This is a genomic window from Tenacibaculum pacificus (assembly GCF_027941775.1).
In the GTDB taxonomy this organism is placed as follows: domain Bacteria; phylum Bacteroidota; class Bacteroidia; order Flavobacteriales; family Flavobacteriaceae; genus Polaribacter; species Polaribacter pacificus_A.
On the sequence record NZ_CP115917.1, the window covers coordinates 1,464,044 to 1,479,742 of the forward strand.

Annotated in this window: 17 protein-coding genes; 8 read left to right on the forward strand and 9 right to left on the reverse strand. The window is 28.9% G+C overall.

All coding sequences use genetic code 11. The features are described from left to right. Window positions 1-23: 23 nt before the first annotated feature. From PG913_RS06610 to PG913_RS06630, 5 genes are all read left to right on the forward strand, one after another. On the forward strand, window positions 24-554 hold the full coding sequence (locus tag PG913_RS06610) for an ATP-binding protein (protein ID WP_271230030.1): 531 nt from the start codon (window positions 24-26) through the stop codon (window positions 552-554). Between the two features lie 3 nt (window positions 555-557). Beyond that, complete coding sequence (locus PG913_RS06615; RefSeq protein WP_271230031.1) at window positions 558-2,357, forward strand: RecQ family ATP-dependent DNA helicase; 1,800 nt, start codon at window positions 558-560, stop codon at window positions 2,355-2,357. An 88-nt stretch (window positions 2,358-2,445) separates the two neighbouring features. Then, window positions 2,446-3,390: a methionyl-tRNA formyltransferase gene (gene fmt, locus PG913_RS06620; protein ID WP_271230032.1), complete on the forward strand. Its 945-nt coding sequence runs from the start codon at window positions 2,446-2,448 to the stop codon at window positions 3,388-3,390. A 183-nt stretch (window positions 3,391-3,573) separates the two neighbouring features. Further along, window positions 3,574-3,849 carry an HU family DNA-binding protein gene (locus tag PG913_RS06625; RefSeq protein WP_271230033.1) on the forward strand — a complete coding sequence of 92 codons (276 nt, stop codon included), beginning with the start codon at window positions 3,574-3,576 and terminating at the stop codon, window positions 3,847-3,849. 85 nt (window positions 3,850-3,934) lie between these two features. Continuing rightward, window positions 3,935-4,567 carry a toxin-antitoxin system YwqK family antitoxin gene (locus tag PG913_RS06630; RefSeq protein WP_271230034.1) on the forward strand — a complete coding sequence of 211 codons (633 nt, stop codon included), beginning with the start codon at window positions 3,935-3,937 and terminating at the stop codon, window positions 4,565-4,567. A 224-nt stretch (window positions 4,568-4,791) separates the two neighbouring features. Here the strand turns inward: PG913_RS06630 and PG913_RS06635 are convergent, their stop codons facing one another. Beyond that, window positions 4,792-5,964, reverse strand: coding sequence for a THUMP domain-containing class I SAM-dependent RNA methyltransferase (locus tag PG913_RS06635; RefSeq protein WP_271230035.1), 1,173 nt, complete (start codon window positions 5,962-5,964; stop codon window positions 4,792-4,794). 112 nt (window positions 5,965-6,076) lie between these two features. On the opposite strand from PG913_RS06635, the gene PG913_RS06640 reads away from it, so the two are divergent. Beyond that, window positions 6,077-6,802, forward strand: a complete 726-nt coding sequence (locus PG913_RS06640; RefSeq protein WP_271230036.1) for an SAM-dependent methyltransferase — start codon at window positions 6,077-6,079, stop codon at window positions 6,800-6,802. Then, a complete protein-coding gene (locus tag PG913_RS06645; protein WP_271230037.1) occupies window positions 6,799-7,476 on the forward strand; it encodes a ZIP family metal transporter in 678 nt (225 codons plus the stop codon). The genes PG913_RS06640 and PG913_RS06645 overlap by 4 nt, the downstream gene beginning before the upstream one ends. A gap of 67 nt (window positions 7,477-7,543) precedes the next feature. Here the strand turns inward: PG913_RS06645 and PG913_RS06650 are convergent, their stop codons facing one another. Continuing rightward, window positions 7,544-8,104 (reverse strand): hypothetical protein, encoded by a 561-nt coding sequence (locus PG913_RS06650; protein ID WP_271230038.1) that lies wholly within the window; start codon window positions 8,102-8,104, stop codon window positions 7,544-7,546. A 241-nt stretch (window positions 8,105-8,345) separates the two neighbouring features. Between PG913_RS06650 and PG913_RS06655 the strand changes: the two genes are divergently transcribed. Beyond that, on the forward strand, window positions 8,346-8,978 hold the full coding sequence (locus PG913_RS06655) for a 7-carboxy-7-deazaguanine synthase QueE (RefSeq protein ID WP_271230039.1): 633 nt from the start codon (window positions 8,346-8,348) through the stop codon (window positions 8,976-8,978). 363 nt (window positions 8,979-9,341) lie between these two features. Here the strand turns inward: PG913_RS06655 and PG913_RS06660 are convergent, their stop codons facing one another. From PG913_RS06660 to PG913_RS06690, 7 genes are all read right to left on the reverse strand, one after another. Continuing rightward, window positions 9,342-10,295, reverse strand: coding sequence for an acetyl-CoA carboxylase carboxyltransferase subunit alpha (locus PG913_RS06660; protein ID WP_271230040.1), 954 nt, complete (start codon window positions 10,293-10,295; stop codon window positions 9,342-9,344). A 92-nt stretch (window positions 10,296-10,387) separates the two neighbouring features. After that, window positions 10,388-11,287 (reverse strand): DMT family transporter, encoded by a 900-nt coding sequence (locus tag PG913_RS06665; RefSeq protein ID WP_271230041.1) that lies wholly within the window; start codon window positions 11,285-11,287, stop codon window positions 10,388-10,390. Continuing rightward, window positions 11,274-11,543 carry an LptF/LptG family permease gene (locus PG913_RS06670; RefSeq protein ID WP_271230042.1) on the reverse strand — a complete coding sequence of 90 codons (270 nt, stop codon included), beginning with the start codon at window positions 11,541-11,543 and terminating at the stop codon, window positions 11,274-11,276. Before PG913_RS06670 ends, PG913_RS06665 begins: the two co-directional genes overlap by 14 nt. An 8-nt stretch (window positions 11,544-11,551) precedes the next feature. Then, entirely contained in the window at window positions 11,552-12,358 is an 807-nt protein-coding gene (locus PG913_RS06675) for an LptF/LptG family permease (RefSeq protein ID WP_271230043.1), read from the reverse strand. An 11-nt stretch (window positions 12,359-12,369) separates the two neighbouring features. Further along, window positions 12,370-13,500: a tRNA guanosine(34) transglycosylase Tgt gene (gene tgt / locus PG913_RS06680; RefSeq protein ID WP_271230044.1), complete on the reverse strand. Its 1,131-nt coding sequence runs from the start codon at window positions 13,498-13,500 to the stop codon at window positions 12,370-12,372. Between the two features lie 248 nt (window positions 13,501-13,748). Then, window positions 13,749-14,684: a 23S rRNA pseudouridine(2604) synthase RluF gene (gene rluF / locus PG913_RS06685; RefSeq protein ID WP_271230045.1), complete on the reverse strand. Its 936-nt coding sequence runs from the start codon at window positions 14,682-14,684 to the stop codon at window positions 13,749-13,751. Between the two features lie 65 nt (window positions 14,685-14,749). Beyond that, window positions 14,750-15,697: a PorP/SprF family type IX secretion system membrane protein gene (locus PG913_RS06690; protein WP_271230046.1), complete on the reverse strand. Its 948-nt coding sequence runs from the start codon at window positions 15,695-15,697 to the stop codon at window positions 14,750-14,752. Window positions 15,698-15,699: the final 2 nt, after the last annotated feature.

Consider the following 15,699-nt stretch of genomic DNA (forward strand, 5'->3'; position numbering starts at 1 on the left):
ATTGAAACTTATATTTTTGCACTATGCAACAAAAAATAGTTTTAATAGGAGGTCCTGGTACTGGTAAGTCTTCAATTTTAAATGAGTTTATAAACCTCGGTTATAATTGTATGCCTGAAATTTCGAGAGAAGTAATACTAAAGGCTCAAAGAGAAGGTATAGATCAATTGTTTTTAGAACAACCTTTGCTCTTTAGCGAAATGTTATTAGAAGGAAGAGAACAACAATATTTAACTGCTCAAAAAAACAATAATGATATTGTTTTTTTTGATAGAGGAATCCCTGATATACATGCATACATGAATTATTTAGGCAATGAATATCCACCTATTTATATAGAAAAGAGTAAGCAATATATATATACCAAAGTATTTATGTGCTCACCGTGGGAAAGTATTTACGAATCGGATAATGAGCGTTATGAAACATTTGAGCAATCAGTAAAAATAGATAAATTTTTAAAAGAAACTTATATGGAAATTGGTTACGAAATTATAGAAATTCCTTTTGGAAGCGTAAAAGAACGCTGTGATTTTATTTTACAATCATTATAAAAAATGTCTGATAAATCGATAGAAATATTAGCTCACTATTGGAAACACCGTTCTTTTAGATCACCTCAACAAGAAATTATAACGGCTGTTTTAGACGGAAAAGACACCATCGCTTTATTACCAACAGGTGGTGGAAAATCTATCTGTTTTCAAATTCCTGCACTAATTAACGAAGGCGTTTGTATTGTTATTTCGCCATTAATTGCGTTAATGCAAGACCAAGTTGATAGCCTTATCAATAAAGGAATAAAAGCAACTGTAATTTCTTCAGGAAGTTCTCAGGACGAAATAATTACGCTTTTTGATAATATCCGATTCGGAAAAACAAAATTTTTATACATTTCTCCAGAACGTTTACAGTCTCGTTTTATTCAAGAAAAAATAAAACAACTAAAAGTTAATTTAATTGCTATTGATGAAGCTCATTGTATTTCTGAATGGGGGCATGATTTCCGTCCTTCTTATCAAAATATTTCAATTTTAAAAGAGTTACAACCCAAAGTTCCTTTTATCGCTTTAACAGCAACGGCAACTAAAAAGGTAATTAACGATATTATTGTTTCCCTAAAACTTGATACTCCTAAGATATTCAAAAAATCTTTTTATCGAAAAAATTTAGCCTATCAAATTTTTGAAACAGATGATAAACTAAATAAATTAAATCAGATTTTCACAAAAACAAAAGCTCCTGCAATTGTTTATGTCAATTCTAGAGCGAAAACAAAAGATATTGCTAGTTATTTAAATGCTAATGGATTTAAAAGTTGTTTTTATCATGGAGGATTAACATTTCAAGAGAAAGAACTTGCTTTTGATAGTTGGATAAGCGAAAAAACGCCCATCATAGTCGCAACCAATGCCTTTGGTATGGGGATAGACAAGCCTAATGTAAGGGTAGTTATTCATTTAAACCTTCCTAGTTCGATTGAAAATTATATTCAAGAAGCTGGACGTGGCGGACGAGATGGAAATAAAGCTTTTTCTGTTGTTTTAGTCAATAAAAATGATATCAAAAAAAGCGAAGACTCTTTAGAAACCTCGCTTCCTATTATTTCTGATATAAAATTAGTACATCGAAAATTATATCAGCATTTTCAAATTACAATAGGTGAATTTATTGAAACAGCTTTCGATTTTAATTTTTTAGAGTTCTGTACAAAGTATAAACTCCCTTCTACTAAAACATATAATGTATTACAGATATTAAATAGTAATGGTATTATAGAATTAAATGCTAATTTTCAGCAAAAATCAACCATTCATTTTATTGTTTTAAGTAAACAGGTTGTACTTTATTCTCAACAAAATCCATCAGTAAAAAACTTTATACAAACAGTTTTACGCTTATATGGAGGTGTTTTTGAAAACCCTATTAAAATTGATGAGTTTTATATCGCCAAAAAAACAGGCATTACTTCATGGCAAGTTGTTGAGGAATTAGAACGAATGCAAGAAAAAAATATACTCGAATATCATAAAGCAACCAATAATTCTGAATTGTTTTTACTGCATCCACGAGAAGATGATAAAACTATCAATAGAGTTTCAAAAAACATTAACCTCTATTTAACTCAAAAAAAGCAAAAACATAAAGATTTAATTCATTTTATAGAAAATAATGACGTTTGTAGAAGTGTTCAGTTACTAGCTTATTTTAATGAAGATGCTACTAAAAAATGTGGAATTTGTGATGTTTGCTTACAACATAAAAAAACTTTTTATATAAATCCGAAGCATATAATTAAGATACTTGATACTAAAAAAGGATTAAGTGTTTCTGAAATCTGTACACTACTACATTGAAAAAGAAGCAAACATTTTAATACTTTTGCGAACGCTTTTATCAGAAGAAAAAATAAGCGTTACTAACAATAAATACTTTTTACTATAAATGAGAGATTTACGCATCGTTTTTATGGGAACGCCCGATTTTGCGGTTACCATTTTAAAGCACCTTATCGAAAATGATTATAATGTAGTTGGCGTAATTACTGCCGTAGATAAACCTGCCGGTAGAGGTCGTAAATTAAACCAATCGGCGGTAAAAAAATACGCGCTTTCTCAAGAACTACCAATTCTTCAACCGACAAACTTAAAAAATGAAGATTTTCAAGCTGATTTAAAAAAGTGGAATGCCAATTTACAAATTGTCGTTGCTTTTAGAATGTTGCCAAAAATAGTTTGGGCAATGCCTGAATATGGTACTTTTAATTTACACGCATCTTTATTACCTGATTACCGTGGAGCTGCTCCAATAAACTGGGCGCTTATCAATGGTGAAAAAACAACAGGGGTTACTACTTTTTTTATTGATGATAAAATAGATACAGGTGAAGTTATTTTACAAAAAACAGTATCTATTAAAGAAGATGAAATTGTTGGTGAGTTACACGATAGATTAATGAACTTAGGAGCTGTCTTAGTCGCTGAAACGTTAGATTTAATTGCTACTGGAAATGTACCCACAACAAAACAACCTGAACTAGAAGAAAAATCTGCACCTAAATTATATCCTGATAATTGCAAAATAGATTGGTCTAGGTCTTTAAATCATATTTATAATCATATTCGTGGTTTAAACCCATATCCTGCCGCTTGGACGACTATAAATAATGGTGAAACTGAAATTTCAGCAAAAATATACGGTACAACAAAAGAATTTGCTGAGCATGATTTAGCTAACGGAACGATTGTTACTTCTAAAAAAGAATTAAAAATCGCCGTAAAAGATGGGTACCTTATTATTGAGCAAATTAAAATTTCAGGTAAAAAATTAATGGATGCTAAAAGTTTATTAAATGGTTTTCAATTTGATACAGAAGCTAAAGCCCTGTAACCCTTTATTCATCAGCTTTAACCAAATTCGATAAAAAACAAGGTAGGTTATTAACAATTTTAAGAATGTTATTAACAATTTGTTGTTTTTTTAGACTGAAAACTTGCACGGAACCGCATTCCTACTATATTTGTTGAGCTATTAAGCGAAAAAACAAAAATTAATTTTTAAAATATTAAAATTATGAACAAATCAGATTTAATCGATGCAATGGCTGCTGATGCAGGAATTTCTAAAGCTTCTGCTAAACTTGCATTAGACTCTTTAACTTCTAACGTTACTACTTCTTTAAAAGAAGGAAACAAAGTAGCATTAGTTGGATGGGGAACTTGGTCTGTTTCTGAAAGAGCTGCTAGAACTGGTAGAAACCCTCAAACAGGAAAAGAAATTCAAATTGCTGCTAAAAATGTAGTAAAGTTTAAAGCAGGTGCTGGTTTAAGCGATTCTGTAAACAACTAAGATTTATAAAATATACTTTATATTTCAAACAGCATTTAGGCAACTAAATGCTGTTTTTGTTTTATATAATAATAATATGTATTAAATGAAAAATATAATATTACTATTACTAATCGGTATAAATTTAATTAGCTGTAAAAAACCAATTAATGGAAATCAATTAGAAAATAGAGATGGAATACATTTTGAAATAAACAAGAAAACTCCTTATACAGGTGAAGCTATTGTTAAATGTTATGAAAGTGGAGAAATTGAACTTAAAGAAATATTTAAAAATGGAAAACGAAATGGAGAAAGTACTAGATATTATAAAAATGGAAAAATTTACAGAAAATTAAGTTGGTTAAATGGACAACAAACTGGAAAAGATATTTGGTATTATGAAAATGGTCAAATATCAACTAAATCTAATTTAATTAACGGTATATCTAATGGAGATTTAATCAATTATTATAGAAGCGGAGAACTTGAGTTTAAAGGAAAACTAATAGCAGGAAAGCCTAATGGAGAAGGTATTCGGTATTATAAAAATGGAAATGTTAAGTATAAAATAAAGTGGAAAAATGGTGAAGAAGATGGTGAAGCAATTTGGTATTATGAAAATGGGAAAATAAAATTAAAAAAAAACTATAAAAAAGGAAAACTAAACGGAGAGATTATAAACTATTACGAAAATGGAAAAATAAAGTATATAGAAAACTATAATAAACGAAAGTAGAAACTAACAAATATTAGTCATTACTCATCTAATTAACCTATTATATTATTGTATAGTACTTTTTTTACACAAAAAAAATTTAACAAAAAACACAAATAATATTTATATTTTTTATTGAATTAAGAAATTAAAAACTGAAAAATGATTTAATTTTTAATAGAGATGGTAAATAAAAAAATCCACTGAAAAATTCAGTGGATTTTTTTGTTTATCAAATGTTTTTTCTATTCTTCTATTTCAAAATCATTTTTTATTCTTTTACTTCCTTCATAAAGTTCATACTTTACAAAACGACAATCTAAATCGGCATTTTTAAGAGGTATTCTTTTTGAAGTTCGTAAACCAACGTGTTTTAATGCTTGTGTATCCGAAGTAATTAACCACGCCATCGAACCTGGATAATTATGCTTTAAGGTATCCCCTATTTTTTTATAAAACTCTTCAACATCAATATTTAAACGTTCACCATAAGGCGGGTTAAATAAAATAGTTGTGTTACCAAATACCTCTTTCTTTGAATTAAAAAAGTTTACACGGTGTATCCCTATAAATTCTTCTAAATTGGCATTAACAACATTCTGTTTAGCCTTGGTAACTGCCGAAGGAGCTTTATCAAATCCCATTATTTTAAAATGAGAACTTGTAATTTTTTTCAACAAAGCATCTTGAATTACAAAATATAAATCTTCATCGTAATCTTTCCAGTTTTCAAAAGCAAAATGCTTACGATTAATGTTTGCTGGTATATTATTAGCAATCATTGCTGCTTCAATTAATATAGTACCAGAACCACACATAGGGTCAATAAAATTCTCTTCTCCTTTATAACCAGATAATAATACTAATCCTGCTGCTAAAACCTCATTAATTGGGGCAATATTGGTAGCACTTCTGTATCCTCTTTTGTGTAATGAATCACCAGAAGAATCTAAAGAAATAGTTAGCCATTCATTATGAATATGTATATGAACTTTAACATCAGGGTGTTTTAAATCTACATTCGGACGTTTTTTATACTTACTCATAAAGTAATCAGCAATTGCATCTTTAGATTTTAAGCTAATATAATGCGAATTTGTTGTGAAATTTTTAGAATTCACAACAGCTCCAATAGCAAAAGTACCATCTACATCTAAATAGCGATCCCATTTTATACGCTGTATAGCTTCGTATAAATCTTCTTCATCAAAAACTTTACTTTTTTTAATTGGTTTTAAAATACGAATAGCTGTACGTAAAGCAATATTTGCTTTGTACATAAAACCAGTGTCTCCTTTAAAGGAAACATTACGTATTCCTTCCTTAACGTCTTGAGCACCAAGTTTTCTTAGTTCATCTCCTAGTACGCCTTCTAAACCTGCCATCGTAATGGCAGTCATTTTAAAATCTTTCTCCATATAACTGTAAAATTTCGATACAAAAGTACAGCTAATTTTGGGTTGATAGGAATCTTTTCTTGTTTCAATCTAAAAAACGTAAGATTTATGTATTTTTGCAGACCTTATACATATGAAAACAACAGACTGGTTTACTTCTTGGTTCGATACATCTTACTATCACACATTATATAAGCACAGAAACGATGCAGATGCACAGTTTTTTATGCGCAATATAACGTCTTTTTTACAACTCCCTAAAACAAGCCACATAGCTGACTTACCCTGCGGAAAAGGACGGCATTCGGTTTATTTAAACTCCTTAAACTACAAAGTTACAGGAGGTGATTTAAGTAAGAATAGTATTACACACGCAAAACAATTTGAAAATGAAAATCTTCATTTTGAAGTTTGGGATATGCGAGATCCTATAAAAGAAAAATATGACGCTATTTTTAACTTATTTACAAGTTTTGGTTATTTTGATGATGATAACGAAGATATTGCCATTTTAAAAAGCATTAAAAACGGCTTAAAAGAAGATGGTGTATTCGTTTTAGACTTTTTAAATGTTGAAAAAGTAAAAAATTCGTTAGTTACATCAGAAATTAAAACTGTAGATAATATTGAATTCAATATTAAAAGAGAAATTAAAGATGGTTTTATATTAAAACATATCTCTTTTATTGCTGATAAAAAACAACACAATTACACCGAACAAGTAAAGTTTTTAACTTTAGATAAAATGCAAATCTACTTTAAAAAAGCTGGCTTAAATTTAAAACATGTTTTTGGTGATTACGGTTTAAATGAGTTTGATAAAAATACTTCTGATAGATTAATTTTAATTGGAGAATGAGTTATATATTATTAATAATAGCAGTTTTAATAGGTTCTTTACTAGTTTTAATATGGAAACCGAATAACAAGCACGTACGTTTATTACTAGCCTTTAGTGGTGCTTATTTACTTTCGGTAACTATTTTACATTTACTTCCTGAAGTTTATACACATACGCATAACGCTAAAAAAATAGGAATTTTAATTTTAGTCGGAATTATTATTCAATCGGTATTAGAATCGTTTTCTAAAGGAGCTGAACACGGACATATTCATGTACATTCTGATAAATCAGATTTTCCTTGGTTGTTATTTATTAGTTTATGTATTCACGCTTTTTCGGAAGGATTACCAATACATCATGCTGGTGATAACTTACTTGGAGCGATTATTGTTCATAAAATTCCAATTGCGATTGTTTTAACAACCTTTTTATTGCAAACAAATTATAATAAAAAAACAATTATTTTATTTTTAAGTGTTTTTGCTATTATGAGTCCGTTAGGAGTTTTAGTTTCTGATAAAATACCTTTTTTCAACGAATATCATACTGAAATTACAGCTTTAATTATTGGTGTTTTTCTTCATATTTCAACAATAATACTTTTTGAAAGTTCTGAAAATCATAAATTCAATTTAAAAAAATTTACTGCCATTCTTTTAGGTATTATTCTGACTATTTTTTCGCTTTAATATTTTTTGAAAAAAAAGACCTCACAGGTTTTAAAAACATGTGAGGTCTGGTTATAATTAATATTTTCTAATGAAACCAGATCGTTAATGATTTTATCTTAGCTAAATCAGGAATTTGCTCAATAGTTACTTTTTGAGTACTAAAATCTTTTAAACCTAAATCTTCTTTATCAAGTGAAACTGTTGCATTTAAATCATCAATAAATAAAGTTACTGATAAAAATGAAGATTCTACTTTAGAAATAGTATTGTTTGCATTAATTTCTTGAAATAAAGAATTTATATTTAAACCAGAAGCTGTTTTAAAACGCTCATCAAAAATTTCGATACTTTTTATTGTTGATAAAGAATCTAATTGTTCTTTAGGTACAATTGTTAATAAATGCTTTCCTCCTTTTTCATAAATTAAATATTTATCATCTTCTTGAAAATAGTTACTTCCTTTAGCTCCTTCGCTTAATACTTTTACAATCGAATCATTTTTAAAAACTCTATCAACCTCTTGCATGGTTGTAGCTGTAGATAATTTACCTATTTTCCCTTTAGAAATATCGTATTTATTGTTTCCACACTGTATAAATACCACTGAAATTAAAGCGATTATTAAAGGTTTAATTATATTTTTCATTGATTTACTGGTTTGGTTACTAGTTTTTGTTGGTTATTTATATTAAAAACGACTTTGCAGTCTATTTGTTTTATTTTAATTCCTTTTTTAAAAGCCCTAACATTTATAATACATATTATTTGGTAATATACTATTTTTGAAATCGGGTTTTACATCGTTTAAAAAATATTTTTTTGATAAATCACGTAAAAGTAACAAAAATCATCCATAAAATTTTAATGTTGACTATCTTTGCATCCTTATGTTGAAAAAAGAAGTACAAGAGTTAATTGATAAAGGACAAATGCTTCCATTAATGGAGGAATTTTATACTATTCAAGGAGAAGGATCGCACACAGGTACTGCGGCTTATTTTATTAGAATTGGAGGTTGTGATGTCGGATGTCATTGGTGTGACGTTAAAGAAAGTTGGGATGCAAATTTACATCCACCAACCAAAACAGACATTATTGTTTCCAATGCTAAACAATATGCTAAAACAGTAGTAATTACAGGTGGTGAACCTTTAATGTGGAGTTTAGATTATATTACATCTGAACTGCAAGATAAAGGAATGAAAACACACATCGAAACATCAGGAGCATATGCTTTTTCTGGAGTTTGGGATTGGTTTTGCTTATCTCCTAAAAAAACAAAACTACCTACAAAGGAGTGTTATAAAGAGGCAGATGAATTAAAAATGATTATTCATAACAAGAATGATTTTAAGTTTGCAGAAGAGCAAGCTGAAAAAGTTGGCAAGAAATGTCAATTATTTTTACAACCTGAATGGAGTAAAAAAGAAGAAATGACTCCGTTAATTATTGATTATGTAATGAAAAACCCAAAATGGCGAATTTCTTTACAAACTCATAAATTTTTGAATATACCTTAAAATAAAAATATCATAAAAAAGCAACCTAAATTTAGGTTGCTTTTTTTATTATTAAGAGCCTGCTGTTTAAATTTTACCCAAAAAGAGTTTTATAGCTGAAAAATAGAATCCGTCAAACTGAATTTATTTCAGTTTCGCATTCTTATTTGCCGTAGTTCTTCATTTTATGTGATTCTGAAATAAATTCAGAATGACGTTTATATCTTAAAAAAGATACTTTATTTAAAATTTAAACAGGCTCTAAAAATTTAATACTTTATAGTTCCATTTTTATTATCAAAAATAATAATGATATTTTTAAATTAATTAAAAAACAAAAACTCGCCTTTTCAGCGAGTTTTTATAATAAAAAGTAATTTATTATTATTCTTTATACACCCCCATATTTGCGTATTTATCCATACGCTGGGCAATTAATTCGGCTTCTGTTAAATCTTTTAATTCATCAAAAGCACTTACTATTTGTGCTTGTACTGCTTTATAAGCTCCTTCTTTATCAGCATGTGCACCTCCAACTGGCTCTTCAATAATTCCGTCGATTAATTCTAATCGCTTCATATCTTCACCTGTTAATTTCAATACTTCGGCTGCTTTTTCTTTATATTCCCAGCTACGCCATAAAATAGAAGAACATGATTCTGGTGAAATTACCGTATACCAAGTGTTTTCCATCATATATACTTTATTTCCTACACCAATACCTACAGCACCTCCTGAAGCACCTTCACCAATAACTATTGTTATAATAGGTGTTTTAAGCCTCGTCATTTCAAGAATATTACGAGCAATTGCTTCTCCTTGTCCTCTTTCTTCAGCTTCTAAACCTGGATAAGCACCTGGAGTATCTACTAAAGTTACGACAGGAATGCCAAATTTCTCTGCCATTTTCATCAAACGCAATGCCTTACGATATCCTTCAGGGTTTGCCATTCCGAAATTACGGTACTGACGTGTTTTAGTATTATATCCTTTTTGTTGACCGATAAACATAAACGATTGATCGCCTATTTTACCTAAACCACCAATCATAGCTTTGTCATCTTTTACGCTACGATCACCATGTAACTCCATAAAAGTGTCTCCACAAATAGCCTTGATATAATCTAAGGTATATGGACGGTTTGGATGACGTGATAATTGTACACGTTGCCAAGGTGTTATATTTTTGTATATCTCTTTTTTAGCCTTTTCTAATTTTATTTCAATATTCCTAGAGGTCTCTGTAACATCTACATCACTTTCTTCTCCTATAGCAAAACATTTCGCCAACTGATCTTCTAGTTCTTTTATTGGCAATTCAAAATCTAAATATTCCATTATATATAGTTTGATTATATTTTTTTAATTCTTTGTAAAAGCAAACATACTAAAAAATTACAATCTTTAGCTTTCTACCTTTTCTTAAAATATTAATTTTTCTTAAATTTATCTTTGATAGACCTCATATTTTTGATAACTCCGTTTAATAAAACAACTCCTAAAATAATAAATGCACCATAATAAAACTCTGTACTCATTTGTTCTTTTTCGCCAAATATGATTAACGCAAAAACAATAGCATAAATAGGCTCTAAATTAATAGTTAGCATTACTGTATAAGGCGTTAAGTACTTCATTATATCTACCGAAGCAATAAAAGCGTACCCAGTACAAATACTACTTAATAAAATTAAATACAACCAATCATTCGTTGGTAGTTGAAAAAAAGCTACTGAAAATTTTTGTGTAAATAATAAATATAATGTTACCGCTAATGCACCAAATAATAATTGATAAAAAGAAATAGTATTTGCATCGTATTTTTTAATATAAAGACCATTTAAAACAGCAAATAATGCTGATAAAAATGCAGATATTAATGCGTAAATTATCCCTAAAGTATATTCACTTTGAAAATTAAAAATAATATACAAGCCTCCAATAACTAATAGTCCTAATAAAATTTCAATAATTTGAATTTTTCTTCTAAAAAACAGCGGTTCAATCAGCGATGTAAAAAAAGCACCTGTACTCATAGTTACTAAAGCCACGGAAATATTTGATACTTTTATTGCCATAAAAAAAGTAACCCAATGTGCGGCAATTATTACTCCTGAAAAAGCAAATTTTAAAAGCCCTTTACGATCGACCTTAAAAGATATTTTACGAATTATAAAATAAACAGCAATAAATACCACTGCTATTGTCATACGATACCAAGTTAAAGGAATTGCATCAAGAGAGATTAAAGCACCTAATATTGCTGAAAACCCCCATATAAAAACAATAAAGTGTAATTGTAGGTAGTGTTTTAGTTTACTTTCTTGCATTAAAATATAAATAAAGTGAATATGTACCAAACACAACATTTGGTATCCATACATTTAATAAGGCATTTGCGCCAGCTACTGCACCTAATACTTCTGCTACTTTTAAAAAGAATACATATATAAACATTAAAGAGATACCTAAGGCTAAATTAACACCTATTCCTCCTCTTGTTTTTTTGTATGCTAAAGCAACTGCTATTAATGTCAAAATATAACATGCTATTGGTAAACTGGTACGTTTATATAGTTCTACCAAATAAATATTTAAATTTTTAATACCTCTTTTTTTGAAATGGAAATAAATTCAATTAATTCAGGAGATTTCATCTCTTGAGCCATGATATTTTTATAATTAAAGTCTTTGGGAGTAAAAGCAAAAGTTGTATCTAATTTATTTCCATAAAAAATACTATCATTTCCTTTAAATACTTTCCTTCTCTTCCAATTAACTAATTCAAATATACTGTCTTTTTCTTTCCACGAAATATTATCAGCAGTTAATTGATCTTTTAATTGAATTCCGTCATAAATTTCTGTCGAAAAGTTATATCCTTTGTTTCTCTTTAAATCAAAATTTTGAAGATAGATATATGTACTATCATTTAGTTGTAAACTAAATTCCCTTACAGAAGTATCTGAATATTTTTTCTTCTTTAAATATTCTCTTTCAAAAGCTTTTCTTGTTTTACTACTAGATGGTACAAAAAAGTGATTCATTAGCAATGCAACAATGCAAACGATCGTTGAACCTATAAAATAAGGGTATAGAAAACGTGTAAACGATACTTGAGAACCATTAATAGCTACAATTTCTGTATTATTTGCTAATTTTGATGTAAATAATATTACAGCAATAAATAATGCCAATGGCATAAATGTATTAGCGTAATATATTATAAAATTAATATAATAATCATTTACGATTTCTACAAAAGTTAACGTTTCGTGTCGTAAAAATTTATCTATTTTCTCCGCAATATCAATAGCTACCGCAATAGGTATTAATATTAATAAGGTAAACAGAAATGTTGCCAAAAAACGCTTTAATATGTACCAATCAAGTATTTTCAAAAAAAATATTTTTATAAACGATTATCCATTTGCTTAACCATCTTATCTTTCCACTGTACAAAATCTCCAGCTAAAATATGTTTTCTAGCTTCTCTTGTTAACCATAAATAGAAGCCTAAATTATGGATAGATGCTATTTGCTTTCCTAACATTTCTTTTGCAGCAAAAAGGTGTCTTAAATAAGCTTTAGAATACATGGTATCTACATAAGTAATTCCCATGTCATCTATTGGAGAAAAATCATTTTCCCATTTCTTATTTTTAATATTGATAGATCCGTAAGCTGTAAACAACATACCATTACGTGCATTACGAGTTGGCATTACACAGTCAAACATATCAATACCTAATGCTATGTTTTCTAAAATATTAATTGGCGTACCAACTCCCATTAAATAACGAGGTTTATCTTCTGGTAAAATAGCTGTAACAACTTCTGTCATAGCATATAATTCATCAGCTGGTTCACCCACTGAAAGCCCTCCAATAGCATTTCCTTGTGCACCAACTGATGCAATATATTCTGCTGATTGTTTTCTTAAATCTTTATAAGTACTTCCTTGTACAATAGGGAAAAACGTTTGTTCATATCCGTATTTAAAAGGTAATTTTTCTAGATGATTTACGCAACGTGTTAACCAACGGTGCGTCATATGCATCGAGCGTTTTGCGTAATTATAATCACACGGATACGGTGTACATTCATCAAAAGCCATAATAATATCGGCTCCAATGGTACGTTGCGTTTCCATTACGTTTTCAGGAGTAAAAAAGTGCATTGATCCATCAATATGGCTTTTAAACTTTACTCCTTGTTCGTTTATTTTTCTTCTTCCTGAAAGTGAATATACTTGATATCCTCCACTATCAGTTAAAATATTACGATCCCAATTCATAAACTTATGTAAACCACCTGCGGCTTCTAAAGTTTTTAATTTTGGTCGTAGATATAAATGATAGGTATTTCCTAAAATTATATCAGGGTTTATTTCATCTTTAAGTTCAGATTGATGCACACCTTTTACTGTACCAACAGTACCTACTGGCATAAAAATTGGTGTTTCAATAGTTCCGTGATCTGTAGTAATAACTCCTGCTCGGGCTTTACTTTTTGGGTCTGTTATTTTTAAGTCGAATTGCATAAGGCACAAAGATACGTTTATTTAATAATTGGAAAAGTAAAAAAAATAATTATTTACTTTTGTTCAGTTGACAAGATTATTCTCAATTTCAAACAGAATTTATTTCAATAAATTTGCTCTAAAAAATGAATCAAAACAAAGAATTATTTTGTCTTGATTCATCACTAAGAACATCGCAAATTAGTATGCGAATCTGAAATAAATTCAAATTGACGTGTTCTACTCTTTTTTATTATGAAAAAATATTTTTATTTACGTCTTCTTGCCACTTTACCTTTTGCACTTGCTTTTGCATTTCGTAGAGTTTTAGGAGAATTCTTTCTAAAAGCAGCACTTTTTTTGTTAACTGCCTCTTTTTTATTTATTTGCTTTGCTTTCTTCGTTTGTTTAGCTTGACCTGTTTCTTTTACTTGTCTTGCTTGTTTTGGCTTATTTTTTTGAACTTGAGATGCTTCTTCTGTTTTAGAAGAACTTGAAATCATTTCATTGATTTCTTTCATTTCATCTTCTGTTAATTCTCGCCAATCACCAGGTTTTAAATTTCCTAAAGAAACATTCATTATACGATAACGCTTTAACTTAGTTACTTCGTAATCTAAATATTCACACATTCTACGTATTTGACGATTTAAACCTTGAGTTAAGGTAATTTTAAATATAAAATCTGTTATTTTTTCAACCTTACATTTTTGAGTTATCGTTCCTAACATCGGAATTCCGTTACCCATTTTATCGATAAATTCTTCGTCTATTTTTTTATCAACAGTAACAATATATTCCTTTTCACGGTTGTTTCCTGCACGTAAAATTTTATTTACGATATCACCATCATCTGTTAAAAATATTAATCCTTCCGATGGTTTATCTAAACGACCGATAGGAAATAATCTTTCAGGATGTCCTACAAATTTTACAATATTATCTTTTTCTCTACTATCCGTAGTACAAACAATACCTACTGGTTTATTTAAAGCGATATAAAGTGTACTTTTTTTTGGTTCTAATAAACGTCCATCTACTCGTACTACGTCTCCTTTTGAAACTCGATTACCTAATTTAGCTACATTTTTATTAATTGTAACTCTACCTGAATTAATAAATTTCTCAGCATCTCTACGAGAACAAATACCTGTACTGCTGATAAATTTATTAAGATTTACTGAAACTCTATTGTTATCTTCCATTATTGCAAAGAAAAAGAAAATCCCCAAGTTTTAGCTTGAGGATAGTTATTAATTATTATATTTTTTTAAAACATAATCATTTTCTGAGTACACCTAGCTAAACTTGGGCGTCTACTATAATCAAAACCAAGTGTTATCATATGACTTCCATAATTAAAATCTTGTGTTTTGTTTAAATCAACACTAAAACCATAAGAAAGATATAAGTTATTCTTTTTTAAACCGACTAACGGAGCAATTGCATGAGGTTTAAATGATTGATCATTTAAAGATGTATAACTTAAACCAGCCCAAACATAGCCTTCATCAATACCTTTTCTAACTTTTACATTTAAATCTGTTCTAGACCTTTTATCTTCTTCATAGTATTCAACAAAAATAGATGGCTCTATTTCAATTCTATCACTAATTCTAGTAAATACAAATGATGAATAAACAGTGTATCTACCTAAACCTTCTGGCTCATTTGTTGAAAAATTTTCTATTTTTTTATCTAAGATATTATTTGCATTCACACTAATACTAAAATGTTCATAACGATAAAGCATACCTACATCAAAATTAGAACTCGTTTGTGATCTATTTGGAACATTACTATTTGAATTATCATTTGAAGTATCAATACCAAATTGAACAAAATTATAAGTTAAACCAAATGACAAAAAACTATCATGAAAATTACTTAATGTTAAATGGCTTGCTAAAGATAATTTAACTCCTTTTTGGGTTGTTTCTCCATTTTTATCATTAAAAAGTGTAATACCTCCACCAAAACGTTCTGCTAAACGAGCTTCAGCAACTAATGATTGTGTATCAGGAGAGTCTTTAACTCCAATCCATTGACTTACACCATTTAGTCTAACTTTTAATTCTGACCCTATACCCGCATAACTTGGCGATATTAAAAATGGATTGTCAGCCATATGACTAATATACTGAGGTAAATTAATTTCTTGAGCGACTAATTTTAGACTAAAAATTAGGATGCTTATTGTTATAAATATTTTTCTCATTT